This is a genomic window from Gordonia sp. PDNC005, assembly GCF_016919385.1.
Classification (GTDB): Bacteria; Actinomycetota; Actinomycetes; order Mycobacteriales; family Mycobacteriaceae; genus Gordonia.
Window position 1 is genome coordinate 3,652,451 of record NZ_CP070351.1, and the last position, 20,012, is coordinate 3,672,462.

Consider the following 20,012-nt stretch of genomic DNA (forward strand, 5'->3'; position numbering starts at 1 on the left):
ACCATGTCTCCGCTTTGGACACACCATCACGATTAGATTACGCTGAACGACCGAATGGGGGATCGGGCCGGTCTCAGTCCCTTGATTACGATCTTCCGGCGGCTTCGGCCGTCGCAGACGAAAAGGAAAACCGAATGCTCTCCAGCGCCCGTAAGCGCTTGACTGCCGGTGTGCTCGCACTGGCCACGGCTGCCACCGCGGCCGTTGTCGTCACTCCCGCACCGCAGGCTCAGGCCGCGGGCGTCGTCGAGAACGTCTGGTCCGCCGCGATGCATCGCAGCGTCCCCGTCAAGATCATCGACGGCGGCGCAGGCAAGTCGAAGCCGACCCTCTACCTGCTGGACGGTCTGCGTGCCCCCAAGCACAACAGCGGCTGGCTCATCGAGACCAACGTCGACAAGTTCATGGTCGGCAAGGGCACCAACGTCGCGATCCCGTTCGGCGGCGGCGGCAGCTTCTACACGAACTGGGAGCGCCGCGACCCTAAGCTCGGCCTCAACAAGTGGGAGACCTTCCTGACTCGGGAACTCCCCGCGTACATGAAGAAGAACCACGGCAGTGACAACCGTCGCAACGGTGTCGCAGGCCTGTCGATGTCGGGCACCGCAGCGCTGAACCTCGCATCGCGCCACCCGAACTTCTACAAGGCCGTCGCCTCGTACTCCGGTTACCCGACCGTCACCATGCCGGGCTTCGGCCAGGGCATCCAGGCCTCTGTCATGGAGATGGGCGGCAACCCGGTCAACATGTGGGGTGTCTGGCCCGCAGGCGAGTGGGCCGCCAACGATCCGTTCCTGACTGCAGGCAACCTCGCCGGCCACCGCGTGTACGTCTCCTCGGGCACCGGCGTCGGCTCCAAGTACGACTCGTCGCTCACCCCGGGCAGCCCGAACTTCAACGCGACCAAGTTCGCTCAGATGGTTCCGCTCGAGGTCGCCGCGTCGACCAGCTCGCAGCTGTACATCGCGCGTCTCGCGACGGTCCCCGGCGTCCGCCTCACCACGCACATCTCTCCCGACGGCGCGCACTGGTGGGATTACTGGCAGGCACGTTTCAAGGAGTCGTGGGCCTCGACCTTCCGCCCCGCCTTCTTCTGATCTCTCCCCGCTCGTCGAGCGGAAACTGACGGCCGGCACCCCTTGTGGGTCGCCGGCCGTCGGCGTGTCAGCACTGGAGTCGGCAGGCCGGGCTAGGGTAGACGAGTGGGTACCGGACAGCACATTCTGACGAGTAAAACGCCGACGGCGGTGTTCCTGGTGGTGACAGTCGACGAGGGCGGGGAGGATGCCGCGCGTGACGCGCTCGAAGGCCTCGCGGGCATCGTGACCACCGTGTCGTCGCGCGTTCCGGATGCCACGCTGTGCGCGGTCGTCGCGATCGGGTCGGATGCGTGGGACCGACTCTTCACCGGGCCGCGCCCCGCCGAACTCCATCCGTTCGTCGAACTGACCGGTGAGGTCCACACCGCGCCCGCCACCCCCGGCGATCTGTTGCTTCACATCAAGTCCGACCGCGCCGACCTCGCCTACGAGGTCGGACGGCTCTGGACTGCGCAGCTCGGCGAAGCCGTCACCACCGTCGACGAGACGCACGGCTTCCGGTACTTCGACATGCGCGACCTGATCGGATTCGTCGACGGCACCGAGAACCCCAACGGGCCGGACGCGGTCTCCGCGATCACCGTCGCCCCCGAGCAGGACCCCGACTTCGCGGGCGGCAGCTACGTCGCCGTGCAGCGGTACGTCACCGAGTTCGCTGAGTGGAATGCACTGCCGACCTCCGATCAGGAGGATGCGATCGGACGGAGCAAGCTCGAGAACGTCGAGATGGACGACGACACCAAACCGTCGAACGCCCACACGGCATTGACGAACCTCCCCGACGTCGACGGCAAACCGCAGGACATAGTCCGCGACAACATGCCGTACGGCGACATCGCAGGCGACGGGGTGAAGGGCACGTACTTCATCGCCTACTCGAAGACCCCGGCGATCACCGAGGAGATGCTGCGCCACATGTTCCTCGGCGATCCGCCCGGTAATCACGATCGGCTGCTCGACTTCACCACCGCGGTCACCGGAACGCAGTTCTTCGCACCGACCGCCGAGTTCCTCGCCGACCTGCCGCCCGCACCCGAGGCCGAACCCGCCGAACAGCCCACGACCGTCGGACCATCCGACGGATCGCTCGGCATCGGATCGCTCCGCTGACCCCACCGAAGTGAACGCCGGACTGAAAGGACAACACCCCATGACCAATCTGCACCGCGAACTCGCGCCGATCTCGAGCGCCGCCTGGGCCGAGATCGAGGAGGAGGCCACCCGCTCCTTCAAGCGGAACGTCGCCGGCCGCCGCCTGGTCGATGTGAAGGGCCCGCTCGGCCTCGACACCGACTCGGTGACCATCGGCCACCGCACCAAGATCGACGCCCCCTCCGACGGAATCCAGGCGTACCTGCGCAACGCGCAGCCGCTCGTTGAGCTGAAGGTCCCGTTCACCGTGACCCGTGAAGCGATCGACGATGTGGAGCGCGGCGCCGCCGACTCCGACTGGGACCCCGTGGTCAACGCGGCCCGAGATCTCGCACACGCCGAGGACCGGGCGATCTTCTCCGGGTACCCGGCCGCGAACATCTCGGGCATGTCGGCGGGCGCCACCAAGATCGCGCTGCCCGAGGACGTCCGCGACTACCCGGAGGCTCTCAGCCAGGCGATCAACGCGCTCCGTCTCGCATCCGTCGACGGTCCTTACTCGCTCGCCCTGTCCGCCGACCTGTTCGCGCTGGTGAACGAGACGTCCAACCACGGTTACCCGATCCGCGAGCACCTGCGGCGGCTCCTGGTCGACGGCGAGATCGTGTGGGCGCCCGCCATCAGCGGCGGATACCTGGTGTCGACCCGCGGCGGTGATTTTGAGCTGACCATCGGCCAGGACGTGTCCATCGGCTACGACTCGCACGACGCCGATGTCGTCAATCTGTACTTCACCGAGTCGTTCACCTACCTGAACTACACCGATGAGGCAGCCGTCGCACTCACCTGAGGAGACGAATTTCGAAGTGCCATGACGCCGGTGAGTGCGTAGGGTCGATCGAGTGCTGATCCGACTCCTTCGCATGTACCTGACGAAGTACCGCAGTCTGATCATCGCCGTGATCGCCCTCCAACTGGTGGCGACCGCGGCGATGCTCTATCTCCCCACCTTGAACGCCGACATCATCGACCGTGGTGTCGCGGCAGGCGACACCGGATACATCCTGTCGACCGGCGGGTGGATGCTGCTCGTGTCGCTCGTGCAGATCGTGTGCTCGGTCGCGGCGATGTACTTCGGCGCGAAGGCCGCACTCGGCGCGGGCCGCGACATGCGCCACGACCTCCTGCATCGGGTGAACGAGTTCTCCGCACGCGAGGTCGGACACTTCGGCGCACCGTCGTTGATCACACGCACCACGAACGACGTGCAGCAGGTGCAACTGCTGGCCGTCATGTCGATCTCCATCCTGGTGACCGCTCCCATCATGGGCATCGGCGGCATCGCGATGGGCATGCACGTCGCGCTCCCGATCTCCTGGGTTCTTGTTGTCGCCGTCCCCGTCCTCGGGATCACGATGGGCCTGATCATCGGCCGCATGATCCCGGCGTTCCGTTCGATGCAGGAACGCATCGACAACGTGAATCGCGTGATGCGCGAGCAGATCACCGGAATCCGCGTGGTCCGGGCGTTCGTCCGCGAACGGTACGAGACGCAGAGGTTCGGTGTCGCCAACGACGATCTCGCGGATGCGACGCTGAGGGTCGGCCGGATGACTGCGCTGATGTTCCCCGCGGTCATGCTGATCACCAACCTCACGTTGATCGCCGTCCTCTGGTTCGGTGGACATGCCGTCGACGACGGCACCGTCGAGATCGGATCGCTCACGGCGATGATCAGTTACGTCATGCAGATCATGATGTCGGTGATGATGGCGTCGTTCCTCGCGATGATGGCCCCACGCGCCGGTGTGTGCGCCGAACGCATCTGCGAAGTCCTCGACACCGAGTCCTCGGTGCACTCTCCCGCGGTGTCGAAGGAGCAGACCGCCGACCCGGCGGTCGTCGAGTTCGACGACGTCGAGTTCCGGTACCCGGGCGCTGCCGAACCGGTCTTGTGCGGAGTGTCGTTCACCACCGCGCCGGGCACCACGACGGCGATCGTCGGCTCCACCGGATCGGGCAAGACGACGCTGGTGAATCTGATCCCGCGCCTGCTCGACACGACCGGCGGAGTGCTGCGCATCGGCGGAGTCGACGTCCGCGAACAGGATCCCGACCTGCTGCGGTCCGGCATCGGCGTCGTCCCCCAGCGGCCGTATCTCTTCTCCGGAACAGTCGCCACCAACCTCAGGCACGGCAAGCCCGACGCGACCGACGACGAACTGTGGGAGGCGCTGACCGTCGCACAGGCCGCGGACTTCGTCCGGGCCATGCCCGACGGGCTCGACACAGCGATCTCGCAGGGCGGCACCACTGTCTCGGGCGGGCAACGACAGCGGTTGGCGATCGCGCGCGCGCTCGTCCGCCGCCCTGCCGTGTACGTGTTCGACGACTCGTTCTCGGCCCTTGATCTCACCACCGACGCTCGACTGCGCGCCGCCTTGGTGCCCGCCACGCGCGACTCCGCGATGATCGTCGTCGCGCAGCGCATCTCGACGATCACCGGAGCCGACCAGATCGTCGTCCTCGACGCCGGAACCGTGGTCGGCATCGGAACACACGACGAACTGCTGGAGTCGTGTCCCACCTACGCTGAGATAGCCGAATCTCAGCTGTCGATCGGAGCTGCACAGTGACCCGCCCCGGAGCAGCCGGCCCACCCGGAATGACGCCGTCGATGGAGAAGGCCCACTCGTTCGGCCCGTCGCTGAAGCGTCTGGTGCGCCACCTCGGCGCGTACCGGACGATGATGACCGTGATCGTCGTGTCGATCATCGGTTCCGTCGCACTCAACGCGTACTCGCCGAGGGTCCTCGGTGACGCCACAGACGAACTGTTCTCCGGCGTCATCGGATCGCAGTTGCCCGCCGGTCTCACCAAGGACCAGGCCGTCGAGGGGCTCCGCCAGTCGGGCCACGACACGTTCGCCGACATGGTGTCCGCGATGGACGTCGTACCGGGCCACGGAGTCGACTTCAGCGCCGTCGGACGGATCCTCGCGATCGTCCTGGCCTTGTACGTGGCGTCGGCGCTGTTCGGCTGGCTCGGCGCGTACCTGCTGAACAAGGTCGTCGTCTCCACCATCACCGACCTGCGCGGACGCATCGAGGCCAAGATCCATCGCCTTCCGCTGTCGTTCTACGACGAGTCCAAGCGCGGCGATCTCCTCAGCCGCGTGACGAACGACCTCGACAATCTCTCGCAGTCGTTGCAGCAGACCATCAGCCAGTTGCTCAACTCGGTGCTCATGGTGATCGCGATCCTCGTGATGATGCTGAGCATCTCACCGCTGCTGTCGCTGATCGCTCTCGCCACCGTCCCGATCGCGGCGATCGCGACAGGCATGATCGCCAAGCGCTCCAAGCCGCATTTCATCGGCCAGTGGTCGTCCACCGGCGCGCTCAACGCACAGATCGAGGAGGCCTTCACCGGCCACGAGCTCGTCAAGGCGTTCGGCCGTCGAGAAGCGGTCGAAGCCGACTTCGACGAACGCAACACCGCGCTCTACGAGTCGTCGTGGCGCGCCCAGTTCATCTCCGGCATCATCATGCCGACCATCATGTTCCTGGGGAACCTGAACTACGTCGCCGTCGCCGTCGTCGGTGGTCTGCGTGTGGCGTCCGGCCAGCTCAGCCTCGGTGAAGTGCAGGCGTTCATCCAGTACTCCCGGCAGTTCACGCAGCCGCTCACCCAGATCGGGTCGATGTTCAACCTGATGCAGTCCGGCGTCGCATCGGCCGAACGCATCTTCTCCGTCCTCGACGAGCCCGAAGAGACCCCGGACCCCGCGAAGCCGGAGTCGCCGGAGACCAGTCGCGGACGCATCGTGTTCGACGACGTCTCGTTCCGGTACGTCGACGATCGTCCGCTGATCGAGAACCTGTCCCTGACCGCTGAAGCAGGCGACACAGTCGCCATCGTCGGACCGACCGGCGCAGGCAAGACCACCCTGGTGAACCTGATCATGCGGTTCTACGAGGTGGACGAGGGAACCATCTGGATCGACGGCGTCGACGCCTCGCACATGTCACGCGACGACCTCCGGGAACGCACCGGAATGGTGCTGCAGGACTCGTGGTTGTTCGGTGGGACGATCTACGACAACATCGCCTACGGTGATCCCACTGCAAGCCGCGAGGAGGTCCTCGAAGCGGCCCGGATAAGTCACGTCGACCACTTCGTCAGGACACTGCCCGACGGTTACGACACCGTGCTCGACGACGAGGGCGGCGGCGTCTCCGCAGGTGAACGACAGCTCATCACGATCGCGCGCGCCTTCCTCGCCAAGCCGACGGTGCTGATTCTCGACGAGGCGACGAGTTCCGTCGACACCCGCACGGAACTCCTCATCGGCAAGGCGATGGCCAACCTGCGTGCCGACCGCACCAGCTTTGTCATCGCGCACCGCCTCTCGACGATCCGCGACGCCGACGTCATCGTGGTCATGGAGGACGGACACATCGTCGAGCAGGGTTCGCATGAATCACTTCTCGAAGCAGAAGGGGCCTACTTCCGCCTCTACTCCGCCCAGTTCTCCGCCGCCGTCACCTAACCCGCCCCCTGCGAGCGCGCCCCTGCTCTGCTCCTCGGGCGCGCTCTCCCCACTGCTCCTCGGGCGCGCTCTCCCCACTGCTCCTCGGGCGCGCTCTCCCCACTGCTCCTTGAGCGAGCGAAGCGAGTCGAAAGGCGTCCCCGTCCCACCCGGTCAGCGGGCGGAGACGTCCACTTCGGCAGTCCTCGCGGGCTCGCCTATCGGCTCGCGCGCTGCGGAGGGCTCCGCGGACGTCTCCGCCCGCTGACCTCGTTGTGGTGCCTTCTTCCGGCTGCGTCGCTCCCCTCTCGAGAGTGTGCTGTCTGTTGCGGCGCTCATCGTCGTTCCGATGCTCGCGGCTATGACGGACGCGATGGCGAGGGACGGGAGGACGCCGATCGGTTGGTGGAGCAGTGCAAACCCTGCGACGGCGGCGATCGCCGGCTCCAAGCTCAGCAGGACGCCGAACACGTTCTTCGGCAGGCGGCGCAGGGCATTCAGCTCGAGCGAGTACGGGATGAGCGAGCCCAGGAGCGCGGTGCCCGCGGCGAGCGCGAGCAGACGCCAGTCGCCGAATGCGGGCGCGGCTGCGGCCCCGCCCATCGGCAGCAGCACGATCGACGAGATCACCAGCGCCGCGGCGAGACCACCCGTACCCGGCACGCGGGCACTCACCTTGGCGCCCGCGAGGATGTAGCCGGCCCAGAAGAGTCCCGCGAGCAGTGCGAACAACACACCGGTCGGGTCGAGCGACGACGCGCCGAGCACACTGTCCACACCGAGCAGCATCATGCCGACGAACGCCAGACCGACCCACAGCAGGTCGGTGCGACGGCGCGACAGCACCGCCGACAGGATGAGCGGTCCGAGGAACTCGATGGCGACGGCGGTGCCGAGCGGGATGCGGTCGATGGCGGCGTAGAACGAACCGTTCATCGCGGCGAGCACAGCGCCGAATGCGGCGACGGCACGCCACTGAGATCGCTCCCACCGGAGGACTCTCGGTCGGGTGATCGCGGCCAGCACCAGTGCCGCGATCGTCAGCCGCAGCTGCGTCGCACCCCAGGAGCCGACGTCGTCGAAGAGGTGCACGGCCATCGCCGCCCCGAACTGCAACGACACGCACGATCCGATGATCATCGCCACTGCCGCACCCGTGCGAGCCTCGCCAACCTTCGTGTTCACGAGATCTACTCTTCGCCCAGCGATACGATCAGTCCAGCGAATGTCTCTGGCGGATAATCGTTAGTAGTTCTGATGGATTCGAGGAGCGGAAATGCTGAACGTCGCACGCTTGCGAGTGCTCCGCGAACTGCACCTGCGCGGAACGCTCGCAGCCGTCGCCGACGCCCTCTCGTACACGCCGTCGGCCGTCTCGCAGCAGTTGTCCCAACTCGAGAAGGAAGCCGGGGTCCAACTGCTCGAGAAGGTCGGTCGCGGCGTCCGCCTGACCGACCAGGCGATCACCCTGGTCGGGCACACGGAGGCGATTCTCGCGCGTCTCGAGCTCGCGGAGTCGGAGTTGGCGGCAGCACAGCCCGAGGTCAGAGGAGTCCTGCGTGTCGCGTCGTTCCAGTCGGTTGTGCTCGAGCTCGCGCCCGCAGCGCTCACTCTGCTCGCGGAGCGGCATCCACGACTGCAGGTCGAGATCACGCAGCGCGACGAAGCTCTCGGCAGCAGCGGACTGCTCGCGCACGAGTTCGACGTCGTCCTCGGCGAGGAGTTCCCGGGTGGCCCCCACGAGATTCGCTCCGGAATCGACCGAGAGGACCTCCTCAGGGATCCATTGCTGCTGGCGATGCCGTCCCACGGTCCGCTCGCCGACCTGCCCGCCGACGTGACGCAGCTGGCCGACGCCCCGTGGGCTCTCGACCCGGCGGACCTGGCGATGGGAGCATGGTCGCGCGATGTGTGCCGGTCGGCTGGCTTCGAACCGGACGTCCGCTTCGACACACCGGATCCGCTCCTTCAGGCGCATCTGGTCCGCAGCGGTCACGCCGTCGCACTGCTTCCGTCGCTGATCGCCGACGCGCACCTGCACGGAACGCGACTCTCGTCCCTGCCCGGCGATCCACATCGCCGCCTGTACACGGCGGCTCGGGCCGGGCGCTCTGGCCATCCCTCGATCCGTGCTTTCCGTTCGGCGCTCGCACACGCCGCCCGAGGGTGAACTACCGTCGAGACATGCCCGCATCGCGCATCGTCCTGCTCCGCGCCGTGAACGTCGGAGGCGCGAAGCTTCCGATGGAACGGCTTCGCTCGATCGCGTCCGATCTCGGCGCCACGGACGTGTCGACGTACATCGCGTCCGGCAACCTGCTGTGCACGCCGCCGGGGGAACCGGAAGCGTTCGACCGCGCGCTCGAACAGGCGATCTCCGACGAGTTCGGATACTTCCGCGAAGTGATCAGTCGGACGCCGGACGAGGTCGCCGCCGCGCTCGCAGCGTCTCCGTTCGTCGGCCGCAAGCATGCGCACATCTATTTCCTGACCGGTTCGCCCGACGCCGATGCGGCGGAGAGATTCTGTGAAACCGACTTCGGCGGCGGTGAGCGGTTCGCGGTGATCGGCGCCGACCTGCACATCGACTACCCGGAGGGCGCGGGCACCACGAAGCTCACTCCTGCGAAGATCGCGAAACTGTTGGGCGTCACCGGAACCGGTCGGAATCTGCGGACGTCCGCGATGCTCGTCGAACGGGCTCGGGCGTGACCGAGCGGCCTCCGGGGTCGGTCGACGCCCGCTTCACGATGGCCGCCGAACGGACCCTGCTCGCGTGGTTGCGGACCGCGCTCGGCCTCCTCGCTGCCGGTGTCGCCGTGTTGCATGTGGTCGGCGACTTCGCCTCGCCTGCGCTGCAGACGACACTCGGAGTGGCGCTGGTCCTGCTCGGCGGCGCGTCGGCCGCCGTCGGCGCGTGGCGATGGCAGCGTGTCACGCGGGCACTGTCCGACGGCGGACCGATGCCGGGACCAGTCGGCATCTGGCTGCTCGTCGGCGCCTTCGTGGTGCTGTCGGTCGTGTTCGCCGTCGCCCGATGACCGCCCGGTAATCTGGTCCATCATGAGCGCACCCGACTCCTCCGCGAAGACTGTCGAGATCTCTACCGACGGTGCGTGCCTCGGCAACCCGGGCCCCGGCGGTTGGGGCGCGATCCTCCGGTACGGCGACGTCGAGAAGGAGATCTCCGGTTCCGAACCCGACACGACCAACAACCGGATGGAGTTGATGGCGGCGATCAAAGCGCTGAACGCGCTCACTCGCCCGTCGACGGTGATCCTCTACACCGATTCGAGCTACGTCCGGAACGGCATCACCAAGTGGGTCGCGGGCTGGGTTCGCAACGGCTGGAAGACGGCGTCAAAGCAGCCCGTCAAGAACGCCGACCTGTGGCAGGACCTCATCGACGCCGAGGACAAACACACCGTCGAATGGCGCTGGGTCAAGGGCCACGCCGGAGACAAGTACAACGAGATCGCCGACACCCTCGCCACCTCCGCTGCCCGGGCCCTGAAGGGCTGAACAGCTTCAACACAACTAACCTGCCGTTTGGTGTCACCAGATGACACCAAACGGCAGGTTAGCGGCACTTCGGGCACGTGTGGAACGATGTCAGTGCGCTGCGCTCGGACAGGGCGCGCGCCACCTTGGCGGCCGTAGCGCACGGTCGGCCGATCACCTGCCCTGTACCTAGCCTCAACGTGAGACGCTTCGCGCTGACAGCGGCGTCTAGATCCCGTTCCATATCTGCGTCCCGGTCACGTGCACTGTTGTGAAAGCGCCATCCGTCAAGTTCGACGACGACTCCAGCGTCCGGATAGTCCAGATCCCGGTAGCCTTTTCGCCCTGCAGTCGTCGGGGCCTGCCGGATCGCAGCCGGAAGGCCGTGCGGCCGTTCCACGTCGGTGAGGTAGCGATGCTCAAGCACCGAGCATGTGCCGGCAGCGATGTCTGTCAGCACGTCACGAACGAAGGCGCGGCGACGATAGCGGCCTCGCTTAGCGAGACAAGCGAGAAGTCGTTGAGCGGTCGTGACGCGAGCGTTCACCGCATCGGCGAGCACCGCAATCGCGTCGATCTCCGACGCCGCAGCCGATGCGACGTCGAGCACCGCCTCTTCGACACGCAACCGAGGCGGCTGCAGATTCCACGCGACGGCTTCCTCGAGGTTCGATCGGCGATGGACCACAACGCCAGGCCGCTTCGTGAACTTCCGATCGTCAGCGACCACAACGTGGATCGTCGCGCCTGCATTGGGGAGCACCGACGTGAAGCCGAGCGCGGCCGGGTACAAATCGAGCACCGCCGCCCACGCTCGCTGACGCCACGTGAGCGGTCCGGTGTGATTGACGTAGACACCTGCGAACACCACTGTCCAGTCACGCCGCCGAATCAGGCGGCGAATGTCGTTCGGCGTGTACCCGCAGCCGATGGACTGCCGGCGCGCGATGACGCCGTCCTGCATCGAGAGGACGTCGGCAATGTTCAGATCGGCGGTCGTGGCCACAGCCCGAATCGTGGCAAATGAGGACGGATCGGTAAACACCGTTGTCCACAGGCACGGCGTCGCCGTCTAGCCTGTCGTTTAGTGGCACAGGCTGACACCAAACGACAGGTTAAGGGTCTATACCTGGATCGGCGGGTAGAGCTGTTCCATGGTGTACTGCCTGTTCCGTCTCGCGGCCCAGGAGCTGATGGCGAGGCTGCCGAGCATGACGCCGGCGAGGACGGCGACGCTGATGCCGAGGCGGTGGTCGACGCCGCCGGATATCAGCTGCCGCATGCCGGTGACGGCATAGCCCATCGGGTCGTACGGGTGCAGGATCTGCGCGGGTTTCGCCGTCGTCTCCACCGGATATATGCCGCCGGACGCGACGATCTGCACCATCAGGAACGCCAACGACACCACTCGTCCGACGGCGACGCCGAGCACCGAGTTGAACATCTGTATCAACGCCAGGAATGCGGCGGAGACGAGAAGCATGAAGCCGACCATGCCCAGCGGGTGTGCGGGATCGAGGCCGACCGCGAAGTGCGCGACCAGGAACATGACGACCACCTGGGCGATCGCGATCAGAACGGCCGGCCAGTACGACGCGAGGATCGCGCGGAGGCCACCGAGGCCATTGACCACCGGACGCGCCTGCAGCGGCTTGATCATCATCCAGATGATGATCGTGCCGATGAACATGGCGAGTGGGAGGAAGAACGGCGCAAAGCCCGCACCGAACGTCGGAGCCTTGTTGTGCGTGAACTCGTTCAGCACAACGGGCTGGGACAGGTTGGCAGCCGTCTTCTGACGCTGCGCATCGTCACCGAAGTCGGGGATCTGCTTGACGCCGTCCGAAAGCCCCTTGGACAGTTCATCGGCGCCCGCGGAGAGCTTCGGCGTACCGTCCGCGAGTTGCGCGGCACCCGTCGCCAGACGGTTGCTTCCGTCGGTGAGCTGGATCAGGCCCGAGTTGAGCGCGGCCGACCCGTCCTTCAGCTGATTCGCGCCGTCGGTGAGCTGCCCCAACTTGCCCGCGAGCTGGCCGTTCTCGAGCATCGCCAGCATCCCGTAGAGCCCGGAGTTCTTGTCGCCCAACTGTTGCGACAGCGCGTGCGACTGCTGCGACAGATTGTCGACACGTTGTGTGGTGGACGGATCGACGCCCTGCGTCTTGAGGAACGTCTGCACCGGCTTGAGCGAGTTCGCGAGGGCGCGGGCGTTCGGGTCCCTGCTGTTGCGCAACTGAGTCATCACCCCGGTCAACGCACGCTCGGCCTGCGACTGCCCTGCTCCGACCTGTCCGACAACGTCGAGCACACTCGACATGTCCCGAGTCAGGCGAGCGGCGTCGGACGCGTACTGCGTGGGTTTGATCCCCGAACTCGCGACCTGCGCGAGTGTGGCCTTCAACGGCTCGGCAGCCGAGTTGATGCCGTCCGCGAGCTGACCCGCACCGTCCGCGAGCTTCGCCGAACCGTCCCGCGCGGTCACCATGTTGGCGGCCAGTTCGTCGGCGCCGGACGCCAGCTTCTGCGCGCCGTCGTCCGCCGTTTTGAGACCCGTGGCGAGTTGATCGGCGCCGTCGGCGGCCTTGGTCAGACCCGCACCGGCGGTGGTGAGCCCAACAAGCACCTGGTCGACGGCCTGCTGGCCGATCTTGTCGTTGAGGGTCGCGGTGACCTGCGCCGCCGCATTCTGGCCGATGATCCCGGCGAGATAGCTGTTGGCGTCGTTGAACTGGAAGTCGACCTGTGCCTTGTGCGGATTCTTCGTGGTCGCCGAGGCGATCGACGAGCTGAAGTCTTTCGGGATGGTGATCGTGAAGTAGTAGCGACCATGAGCCAACCCGTCCGACGCGTCCGCCGCATCCGTCACTTGGACGCCGAGCTGGCCCGATGCGACGAGTTCGGTCTCCACCTGCTCTCCCGCGTTCAACGTCTTCCCCTGGGCCGACGCCCCCGCGTCCTCGTTGACCAGTGCGACAGGAACCTTGGCGACCTCGTCGAACGGATTCCAGAACACCCACAGGTACATCGCGCCGTACAGCAGCGGCATCAGGATGACGGTGACGATCGCGATGCGGGGCATCGCGCCTTTCGAGTACCGCTTGAGCTCGGTCCCGAGGGACATTCCAGCCAACATCAGCGCTTCCCTTCCCCGGAAGTGAGTTCGTCGTGCGTCAGGTTCGGGACATCGATGACGAGGCGATGACCGAGGTCGTCGGGCAGCGGGTTGACGGTCGACGTGATCACCGTCTGCGCTTCACCGAGGTGAGCGAGGCGTCGCACCAGGACCCGCTGATTCACGTCGCTCGTCACCTGGTCGATGCTTCCGACGACCAGCAACGGGGGCCGCTTCGTGTTCGCGAGCGCGATCCGCAGCAGCATCCGATCGAGTTCGGACAAGTCGTCGACGTATTCGTCGAGCTCAGGGAGCGGGAGATCTCCGAACACCGGGCGGCCGAGGCGTTCGAGGTCGCCTACCCCCGCTTTGCCGATCAGCCGGTACCACGGCGCATCCCACCGGATCTGCTCGGTGATCAGGTCGACCACACGCACCGCGTTGTAGACGGCGTCGAGTTCGTCGACGGCCGCCAGCCCGGCGAGCCGGAAGATCCGCTTCGCCCCCGAGTGTCCGAACACCGACAGGTCGCCGCCTTTGATCTTCATGCGACCCGCAAGCGTCATCTGCAGGGCGGTGCGGCCGGATCCGGCAGGTCCACGCAGCACGGTGAGCCCGCCCGTCGGGACGTCGAGGTCGATCGGGCCGTAGACCGGTCCCCACGGACCCCGTTGTGTGATTCCGCGGGCGACGACTGCCGGCTGGTCAGCGATGGTCATGTCTGGAGACTAGTGCTCAAACACCCAGGTCACGATTCAGACCGGCCTCAGAGTGTGCGAACAGACGTTGTCAGAATTGCGGTGGCGGCGGTCACGAATCGGCCTGGCGGGCGCTCCGAGGGCGATGTAGAGTCCATTTTCTAAAGGATTAGTAGATTTCCAGAGATAGGCGGCACATGGCCGACGTGAGCCCCGACGACTTCGCACCGATCCTCGACTCGGTGCGCGAGTGGATCCGAACACGGGTCATCCCCCGCGAACGCGAGATCGCCGACACCGACTCGATCCCGGACGACATCCGGCAGCAGGCCAAGGACATGGGCTTGTACGGCTACGCCATCCCGCAGGAGTGGGGCGGCCTCGGGCTCGACCTCGCGCAGGATGTCGAACTGGCGATGGAGTTCGGCTACACAGCACTGGCTCTGCGCTCGACCTTCGGCACCAACAACGGCATCGCGGGGCAGGTCCTGGTCAACTTCGGCACCGACGAGCAGAAGTCGCAGTGGCTCGAGAAGATCGCGTCGGGCGACGTCGTCGCGTCGTTCGCGCTCACCGAACCGGGCGCCGGGTCGAACCCCGCCGGCCTGCGCACCAAGGCGGCCCAACAGGACGACGGCGACTGGATCATCGACGGTGAGAAGTGCTTCATCACCAACGCGCCGAACGCCGACCTGTTCGTGACCTTCGCCCGCACCCGCCCCGCCGACGCGTCCGGGCCCGGTATCGCCGTGTTCCTCGTACCCGCGGACTCGGCGGGCGTGTCCGTCGCGAACCACGACGAGAAGATGGGCCAACAGGGCGCGTGGACTGCGAACGTCGCGTTCAGCGGAGTCCGTGTGCCGGACTCCGCGCTGGTCGGCGGTGACGTCGACACCGGCTACCGCGCCGCGATGATCTCCCTCGCCCGCGGACGCGTGCACATCGCGGCGCTCGCCGTCGGCTCGGCACAGCGTGCCCTCGACGAGTCCCTCCGACATGTCGCCGTCACCACCCAGGGCGGCACGCCCATCGGCGACTTCCAACTGGTCCAGGCGCATATCGCCGACATGCAGACGGACGTGATGGCCGGGCGGGCTCTCGTCCGCGACGCGGCGGCCAAGTGGGTCGGCGAAGAGGACCGCCGCCTCGCGCCGTCTGTCGCCAAGCTCTTCTGCACCGAGATGGTCGGCCGAGTCGCCGACACGGCCGTTCAGGTCCACGGCGGATCGGGCTACATGCGCGAGATGCCCGTCGAACGCATCTACCGCGACGTCCGACTACTGCGACTCTACGAGGGCACCAGCGAGATCCAGCGGCTCATCATCGGCGGAGGCCTCGTCAAACAGGCCAAGAAGGCCGCCGGAGCATGACAGCGACCGGTCCCCTCGCCGGCCTGCGCATCGTCGAGTTCGCGAGTTTCGTCGCGGGCCCGAGTGCGGGCATGACCCTCGCCCAGCTCGGCGCCGAGGTGATCCGCGTCGACCCGATCGGCGGCAACGTCGATTTCCATCGGTGGCCGATCTCCCGGCGATCCGACGACAGTCTCTACTGGACCGCCCTCAACCGCGGCAAACGCTCGGTCACACTCGACGTCCGGAGCGACGAGGGTCGCGAACGGCTCCTCGACCTGGCCACCGCACCCGGCGCCGATGCCGGCATCATCCTCGACAACGCCGTCGGCCGACAGTGGCTCGACTACGGCGAGCTCCGCAAACGCCGCGCCGACGTGATCTCCGTCCGCATCGAAGGACGGTCCGACGGCGGTGCCGCAGTCGACTACACGGTGAACGCGGAGATCGGCGTCCCCGATCTCACCGGCCCGGCAGACTCTGCGGACCCCGTCAACAGCGTGCTCCCGGCATGGGATCTCATCGCAGGTCAGCAGGCCGTGGTCGCCATACTCGCCGCCGTCCGCCGGCGCGACCGGACCGGCGAGGGCTCCCTGGTGAAGATCGCCCTCGCCGACGTCGCCACCGCGGCGGTGGCGGGCATGGGGTGGCTCACCGAGGCCACCGAGGTCGGCGACCGAGGCAAACACGGCAACCACCTGTACGGGACGTTCGGCGTCGACTTCGCCACGTCCGACGGCGGCCGCGTGATGATCGCCGCGCTGACACCTCGCCAATGGGCTGCTCTCGGAGACGCGACTGGGAAGGCCGCCGCACTCGCCGCCGTCGCCGACGCCCTCGACGCCGACTTCACCACCGACGAGAGTCGCTACCGGCATCGGGACGTGATCGAGGCAGTCCTTCGCGGCTGGTTCGCCGAACGGACCACCGCCCAGGTGCGCTCCGCGCTGGACGGGGCAGGCGTCCTGTGGGGCCGCTACCGAACCATGGGGGAGGCTGCAGGGGAGTTCCTTACCGACCCGGCGAGCAATCCGGTGCTCGTTGAACTCGATCAACCGGGAATCGGTCCGGTGATCTCGGCGAGCTCCCCGATCCGCTTCGACGATCGGTACAGCGGAACCCGCCCGGCGCCCGCACTCGGTGCCGACACCGACGCCGTTCTGGACGAGACATGAGGAACCCCATGAGCTCGCTGTGTGCAACAGCCGACCTGACCGACGTGCAGCGCGACATCCTGTCCACCGTCCGCGACTTCGTCGACAGTCAGATCCTGCCGGTCGCGACCGAGCTGGAACACGCCGACGAGTACCCGACCGACATCGTGGCGGCGATGAAGGAGATGGGCATCTTCGGACTGACCATCGACGAACAGTACGGCGGGCTCGGCGAATCTCTGCTGACCTACGCGCTGGTGGTCGAGGAGATATCCCGCGGATGGATGAGTGTCAGCGGCATCATCAACACTCACTTCATCGTCGCCTACCTGCTGCAGCAGCACGGCACACAGGAACAGAAGGACAAGTACCTGCCACGTCTCGCAGCGGGGGAACTCACCGGCGCTTTCTCGATGTCCGAACCCGCTCTCGGATCCGACGTCGCCGCGATCACGACCACCGCCACCCCGGACGACAGCGGTCGGTACATGATCAACGGGCAGAAGATGTGGCTCACCAACGGCGGCACCTCGTCGCTCGTCGCCGTCCTCGTCCGCACCCCCGAGGGCAAGGACCGCCCACACCAGAATCTGACGACCTTCCTGATCGAGAAGACTCCCGGCTTCGGCGAGGTCGCGCCCGGACTCGCCATCCCAGGGAAGATCGACAAGATGGGCTACAAGGGTGTCGACACCACCGAGCTCCTCTTCGACGACTATTCGATCGACGCGGCCGAGATCCTCGGCGGCGAACCCGGTCGCGGTTTCTACCAGATGATGGACGGGGTCGAGGTGGGGCGCGTCAATGTCGCGGCGCGGGCCGTCGGCGTCGCACACCGCGCGTTCGAACTCGGCACCTCGTACGCCCAACAGCGCGAGACGTTCGGCAAACCGATCGCCCAGCATCAGGCCGTCCTGTTCCGCATCGCCGAGATGGGCACCAAGGTCGAAGCCGCGCACCAGATGGTGGTTCGGGCCGCTCGCATCAAAGACACAGGTGAACGCAACGATCTCGAGGCCGGGATGGCCAAGTACCTCGCGTCGGAGTATTGCCGCGATGTAGTCGAGGACGCGTTCCGGATACACGGCGGCTACGGCTTCGCGAAGGAGTACGAGATCGAACGCCTCTACCGCGAGGCGCCGATGCTATTGATCGGCGAAGGAACCGCCGACATCCAACGCATGATCATCGGACGCCGACTGCTGGAGATGTATGGCGACCATTGATCCAGTCGCGACACCCGGGCGTCGACAGTCCAAGTCGGAGACCACTCGCGCTCGCATCATCACCGCGGCAGCGAAGGTTCTCGCCGAGACCGGTTTCGGGCACACCAGATTGTCGGCCATCGCGGATGAGGCAGGCATGCAGATCGGCAGCCTCTACTACTACTTCGGGTCCAAGGACGAACTGGTGGAGGCCGCTCTCGACGAAGCAGGAGCACTGGTCCACCGAGCGGTGTACAGCGCCGTCGACGACCTGCCGGCGACCGCGACGCCCGGTGAACGGCTGTCCGCGGCGGTGCGCAGCTTCATTCGGGTCCGAATCGACGTCGGCAACATGTCCGCCGCCCACATCCGCAACTACCGGGACGTCCCGAAGGAGATGCGCGACCGTCTCCGCCCGGCGCTGGAGCAGTTCTCCGAGTTTTGGGCGTCCCTGGTCCGCGACGCTGCCGAGTCAGGTGAGATCCGGTCCGACATCGACCCGCGCATACTGCACATGTTCGTCTTCCACACATCCGAACAGATCACCAAATGGCCCGCCGCCATCAAGACCTCAACCGCCGACACCGTCGACGTGATGCACCGGCTGATCCTCGCCGGACTCCACCCATCAACCGAACAGGACTGAACACCCATGACCGCTCTCCTCACAGGAAAGACCGTCGTCATCACCGGCGCGGCCCAGGGCATCGGCCTCGCGATCGCGCGACGATTCGTCGACGAAGGCGCTCGCGTGGTCCTCGGTGACCTCAATGCCGAGCAGGTTGAATCGGCAGCGGCATCATTCGCCGACTCCGGCACCGCAGTCGGCGTCGCGTGCGACGTCACGTCCGGCGACGACGTCGCGCGGCTCGTCGACACCGCCGTGACGACGTTCGGATCACTCGATGTCATGGTCAACAACGCCGGCATCACCCGCGACGCCACCATGCGGAAGATGACCGAGGACGAGTTCGATCAGGTCATCGACGTCCACCTCAAGGGCGTCTGGCACGGGACGCGCGCCGCAGCCGCTCACATGCGCGAACAGAAGGCCGGGTCGATCGTCAATCTCTCCTCGATCTCGGGCAAGGTGGGACTCGCGGGCCAGACCAACTACTCCGCGGCAAAGGCAGGCATCGTCGGACTCTCCAAAGCAGCCGCGAAGGAGATCGCCTACCTCGGCGTTCGGGTCAATTGCATCCAGCCCGGGCTGATCCGCACGGCTATGACAGAGGCGATGCCCCAGCGCATCTGGGACGCCAAGATGGCCGAGATCCCGATGGCTCGCGCAGGCGAACCCGAGGAGATCGCGTCCGTCGCCGCCTTCCTCGCCTCCGACCTCTCCTCGTACATGACGGGGACCGTGCTCGAAGTGACCGGCGGACGATACATGTGATGTCCAAGTGGGAGCCGCACACCGTCACCACCGACGAGTGCATCGACCCGGCTCCGGTCGCCGCGCTGGCCGCGCTGTTCGACGACGGTCTGCCCACTCCTTCCGTCGGCGATCACCTGCCGCCCCTCTGGCACTGGGTCGCGCTGGCCCGATGGGCGCGGTCATCGCAGATCAGCGTTGACGGTCACCCTTTCCGGGGATCGTTCCTCCCGCCGATCGAACTGCCTCGCAGAATGTTCGCCGGCGGCTCTGTCGACTTCCACGCGCCGCTTCGCATCGGCGATACGACCGCACGCGAGTCCCGGGTGGTCGACGTCGCGGAGAAAGACGGTCGCAGCGGTCGGTTCACGATCGTCACCGTGGTCACGACACTGCACACTCCCGCGGGCGAACCGGCAGTCGTCGAGACACAGAACCTCATCTATCGGGAGGCGTCGAGGATCGCGGATCCGCGTCCACCCGCAGGTTCGGCGAGTGATCTCGTCCCCGGCGGTGCACCGTTCACGGCGCACGACGGGGGCTTCGACTTCCGTACCGACCCGACACTGCTCATGCGGTTCTCCGCGGCTACCGCCAACGCGCACCGCATCCACTACGACTGGCCGTACGCGACAGGTGTGGAGGGATACCCAGGCCTCGTCGTGCACGGACCACTGATGTCACTCGCCCTCGCCGAGGCCCACCGACTGTCGAGCGATCGTGCGATCGCCCGGATCACGCATCGGAACTCGGCACCGCTGTTCTGCGGCCAGCAAGCGTGGCTGCGCCCTAGCGACACCGCGAACGGCCGAACTGTCGCGCTTATCGGGCCGGGCGGACTCGATGCCGGACCGCACACCAGCATCGACATCGCCTTCCCCTGACCGTGGTCCCG

At 66.5% G+C, this 20,012-nt stretch carries 19 protein-coding genes; 15 read left to right on the forward strand and 4 right to left on the reverse strand.

Going from position 1 to position 20,012, the window contains the following annotated elements; all coding sequences use genetic code 11:
* Positions 1-134 precede the first annotated feature (134 nt).
* The 5 genes from JVX90_RS17580 (at position 135) to JVX90_RS17600 (ending at position 6,744) form a co-directional block, all read left to right on the forward strand.
* On the forward strand, positions 135-1,097 hold the full coding sequence (locus tag JVX90_RS17580; protein ID WP_205329960.1) for an alpha/beta hydrolase family protein: 963 nt from the start codon (positions 135-137) through the stop codon (positions 1,095-1,097).
* Positions 1,098-1,202: 105 nt separating this feature from the next.
* Positions 1,203-2,210, forward strand: coding sequence for a Dyp-type peroxidase (locus JVX90_RS17585; RefSeq protein WP_205329961.1), 1,008 nt, complete (start codon positions 1,203-1,205; stop codon positions 2,208-2,210).
* A 40-nt stretch (positions 2,211-2,250) separates the two neighbouring features.
* Entirely contained in the window at positions 2,251-3,042 is a 792-nt protein-coding gene (locus JVX90_RS17590) for a family 1 encapsulin nanocompartment shell protein (protein WP_205329962.1), read from the forward strand.
* Positions 3,043-3,094: 52 nt separating this feature from the next.
* Complete coding sequence (locus JVX90_RS17595) at positions 3,095-4,828, forward strand: ABC transporter ATP-binding protein (protein WP_205329963.1); 1,734 nt, start codon at positions 3,095-3,097, stop codon at positions 4,826-4,828.
* Positions 4,829-4,857: 29 nt separating this feature from the next.
* Entirely contained in the window at positions 4,858-6,744 is a 1,887-nt protein-coding gene (locus tag JVX90_RS17600; RefSeq protein ID WP_205332479.1) for an ABC transporter ATP-binding protein, read from the forward strand.
* A gap of 153 nt (positions 6,745-6,897) precedes the next feature.
* Here JVX90_RS17600 and JVX90_RS17605 read toward each other — a convergent pair whose 3' ends face one another.
* Positions 6,898-7,908: a DMT family transporter gene (locus JVX90_RS17605; RefSeq protein ID WP_205329964.1), complete on the reverse strand. Its 1,011-nt coding sequence runs from the start codon at positions 7,906-7,908 to the stop codon at positions 6,898-6,900.
* Between the two features lie 91 nt (positions 7,909-7,999).
* Between JVX90_RS17605 and JVX90_RS17610 the strand changes: the two genes are divergently transcribed.
* From JVX90_RS17610 to rnhA, 4 genes are read left to right on the forward strand one after another with little or no spacing between them, the layout of a single operon-like run.
* The gene (locus tag JVX90_RS17610) at positions 8,000-8,893 is read left to right on the forward strand and encodes a LysR family transcriptional regulator (RefSeq protein ID WP_205329965.1); all 894 of its coding nucleotides are present in this window, start codon (positions 8,000-8,002) and stop codon (positions 8,891-8,893) included.
* Positions 8,894-8,907: 14 nt separating this feature from the next.
* Positions 8,908-9,435: a DUF1697 domain-containing protein gene (locus JVX90_RS17615; RefSeq protein ID WP_205329966.1), complete on the forward strand. Its 528-nt coding sequence runs from the start codon at positions 8,908-8,910 to the stop codon at positions 9,433-9,435.
* A complete protein-coding gene (locus JVX90_RS17620) occupies positions 9,432-9,764 on the forward strand; it encodes a DUF202 domain-containing protein (RefSeq protein WP_205329967.1) in 333 nt (110 codons plus the stop codon). Before JVX90_RS17615 ends, JVX90_RS17620 begins: the two co-directional genes overlap by 4 nt.
* A 22-nt stretch (positions 9,765-9,786) precedes the next feature.
* A complete protein-coding gene (rnhA, locus tag JVX90_RS17625; RefSeq protein ID WP_008376994.1) occupies positions 9,787-10,245 on the forward strand; it encodes a ribonuclease HI in 459 nt (152 codons plus the stop codon).
* Between the two features lie 58 nt (positions 10,246-10,303).
* On the opposite strand, the gene JVX90_RS17630 is transcribed toward rnhA, so the two are convergent.
* The 3 genes from JVX90_RS17630 to JVX90_RS17640 form a co-directional block, all read right to left on the reverse strand.
* Positions 10,304-11,230, reverse strand: a complete 927-nt coding sequence (locus JVX90_RS17630; RefSeq protein WP_240193944.1) for a hypothetical protein — start codon at positions 11,228-11,230, stop codon at positions 10,304-10,306.
* Between the two features lie 117 nt (positions 11,231-11,347).
* On the reverse strand, positions 11,348-13,357 hold the full coding sequence (locus tag JVX90_RS17635) for a YhgE/Pip domain-containing protein (protein ID WP_205329968.1): 2,010 nt from the start codon (positions 13,355-13,357) through the stop codon (positions 11,348-11,350).
* Positions 13,357-14,055, reverse strand: coding sequence for a hypothetical protein (locus JVX90_RS17640; RefSeq protein ID WP_205329969.1), 699 nt, complete (start codon positions 14,053-14,055; stop codon positions 13,357-13,359). Before JVX90_RS17640 ends, JVX90_RS17635 begins: the two co-directional genes overlap by 1 nt.
* 176 nt (positions 14,056-14,231) lie before the next feature.
* Between JVX90_RS17640 and JVX90_RS17645 the strand changes: the two genes are divergently transcribed.
* Genes JVX90_RS17645 through JVX90_RS17670 form a run of 6 tightly spaced genes read left to right on the forward strand, consistent with a single transcriptional unit; the run spans position 14,232 to position 20,001 of the window.
* A complete protein-coding gene (locus JVX90_RS17645) occupies positions 14,232-15,404 on the forward strand; it encodes an acyl-CoA dehydrogenase family protein (RefSeq protein WP_205329970.1) in 1,173 nt (390 codons plus the stop codon).
* On the forward strand, positions 15,401-16,558 hold the full coding sequence (locus tag JVX90_RS17650; RefSeq protein WP_205329971.1) for a CoA transferase: 1,158 nt from the start codon (positions 15,401-15,403) through the stop codon (positions 16,556-16,558). The genes JVX90_RS17645 and JVX90_RS17650 overlap by 4 nt, the downstream gene beginning before the upstream one ends.
* Before the next feature lie 8 nt (positions 16,559-16,566).
* Positions 16,567-17,763 (forward strand): acyl-CoA dehydrogenase family protein, encoded by a 1,197-nt coding sequence (locus tag JVX90_RS17655; protein ID WP_205329972.1) that lies wholly within the window; start codon positions 16,567-16,569, stop codon positions 17,761-17,763.
* Complete coding sequence (locus JVX90_RS17660) at positions 17,750-18,388, forward strand: TetR/AcrR family transcriptional regulator (RefSeq protein WP_205329973.1); 639 nt, start codon at positions 17,750-17,752, stop codon at positions 18,386-18,388. The genes JVX90_RS17655 and JVX90_RS17660 overlap by 14 nt, the downstream gene beginning before the upstream one ends.
* A gap of 6 nt (positions 18,389-18,394) precedes the next feature.
* Positions 18,395-19,138 carry a 3-oxoacyl-ACP reductase FabG gene (fabG, locus tag JVX90_RS17665; RefSeq protein ID WP_205329974.1) on the forward strand — a complete coding sequence of 248 codons (744 nt, stop codon included), beginning with the start codon at positions 18,395-18,397 and terminating at the stop codon, positions 19,136-19,138.
* On the forward strand, positions 19,138-20,001 hold the full coding sequence (locus tag JVX90_RS17670; protein ID WP_205329975.1) for a MaoC family dehydratase N-terminal domain-containing protein: 864 nt from the start codon (positions 19,138-19,140) through the stop codon (positions 19,999-20,001). The genes fabG and JVX90_RS17670 overlap by 1 nt, the downstream gene beginning before the upstream one ends.
* Positions 20,002-20,012: the final 11 nt, after the last annotated feature.

Coding starts and splice junctions, on each gene's coding strand:
- JVX90_RS17640 (WP_205329969.1), bottom strand. CDS start 14,055: ATGACCATCGCTGACCAGCCGGCAGTCGTCGCCCGCGGAATCACACAA.
- JVX90_RS17655 (WP_205329972.1), top strand. CDS start 16,567: ATGAGCTCGCTGTGTGCAACAGCCGACCTGACCGACGTGCAGCGCGAC.
- JVX90_RS17615 (WP_205329966.1), top strand. CDS start 8,908: ATGCCCGCATCGCGCATCGTCCTGCTCCGCGCCGTGAACGTCGGAGGC.
- rnhA (WP_008376994.1), top strand. CDS start 9,787: ATGAGCGCACCCGACTCCTCCGCGAAGACTGTCGAGATCTCTACCGAC.
- JVX90_RS17590 (WP_205329962.1), top strand. CDS start 2,251: ATGACCAATCTGCACCGCGAACTCGCGCCGATCTCGAGCGCCGCCTGG.
- JVX90_RS17670 (WP_205329975.1), top strand. CDS start 19,138: ATGTCCAAGTGGGAGCCGCACACCGTCACCACCGACGAGTGCATCGAC.
- JVX90_RS17610 (WP_205329965.1), top strand. CDS start 8,000: ATGCTGAACGTCGCACGCTTGCGAGTGCTCCGCGAACTGCACCTGCGC.
- JVX90_RS17600 (WP_205332479.1), top strand. CDS start 4,858: ATGACGCCGTCGATGGAGAAGGCCCACTCGTTCGGCCCGTCGCTGAAG.
- JVX90_RS17650 (WP_205329971.1), top strand. CDS start 15,401: ATGACAGCGACCGGTCCCCTCGCCGGCCTGCGCATCGTCGAGTTCGCG.
- JVX90_RS17635 (WP_205329968.1), bottom strand. CDS start 13,357: ATGTTGGCTGGAATGTCCCTCGGGACCGAGCTCAAGCGGTACTCGAAA.
- JVX90_RS17660 (WP_205329973.1), top strand. CDS start 17,750: ATGGCGACCATTGATCCAGTCGCGACACCCGGGCGTCGACAGTCCAAG.
- JVX90_RS17645 (WP_205329970.1), top strand. CDS start 14,232: ATGGCCGACGTGAGCCCCGACGACTTCGCACCGATCCTCGACTCGGTG.
- JVX90_RS17580 (WP_205329960.1), top strand. CDS start 135: ATGCTCTCCAGCGCCCGTAAGCGCTTGACTGCCGGTGTGCTCGCACTG.
- fabG (WP_205329974.1), top strand. CDS start 18,395: ATGACCGCTCTCCTCACAGGAAAGACCGTCGTCATCACCGGCGCGGCC.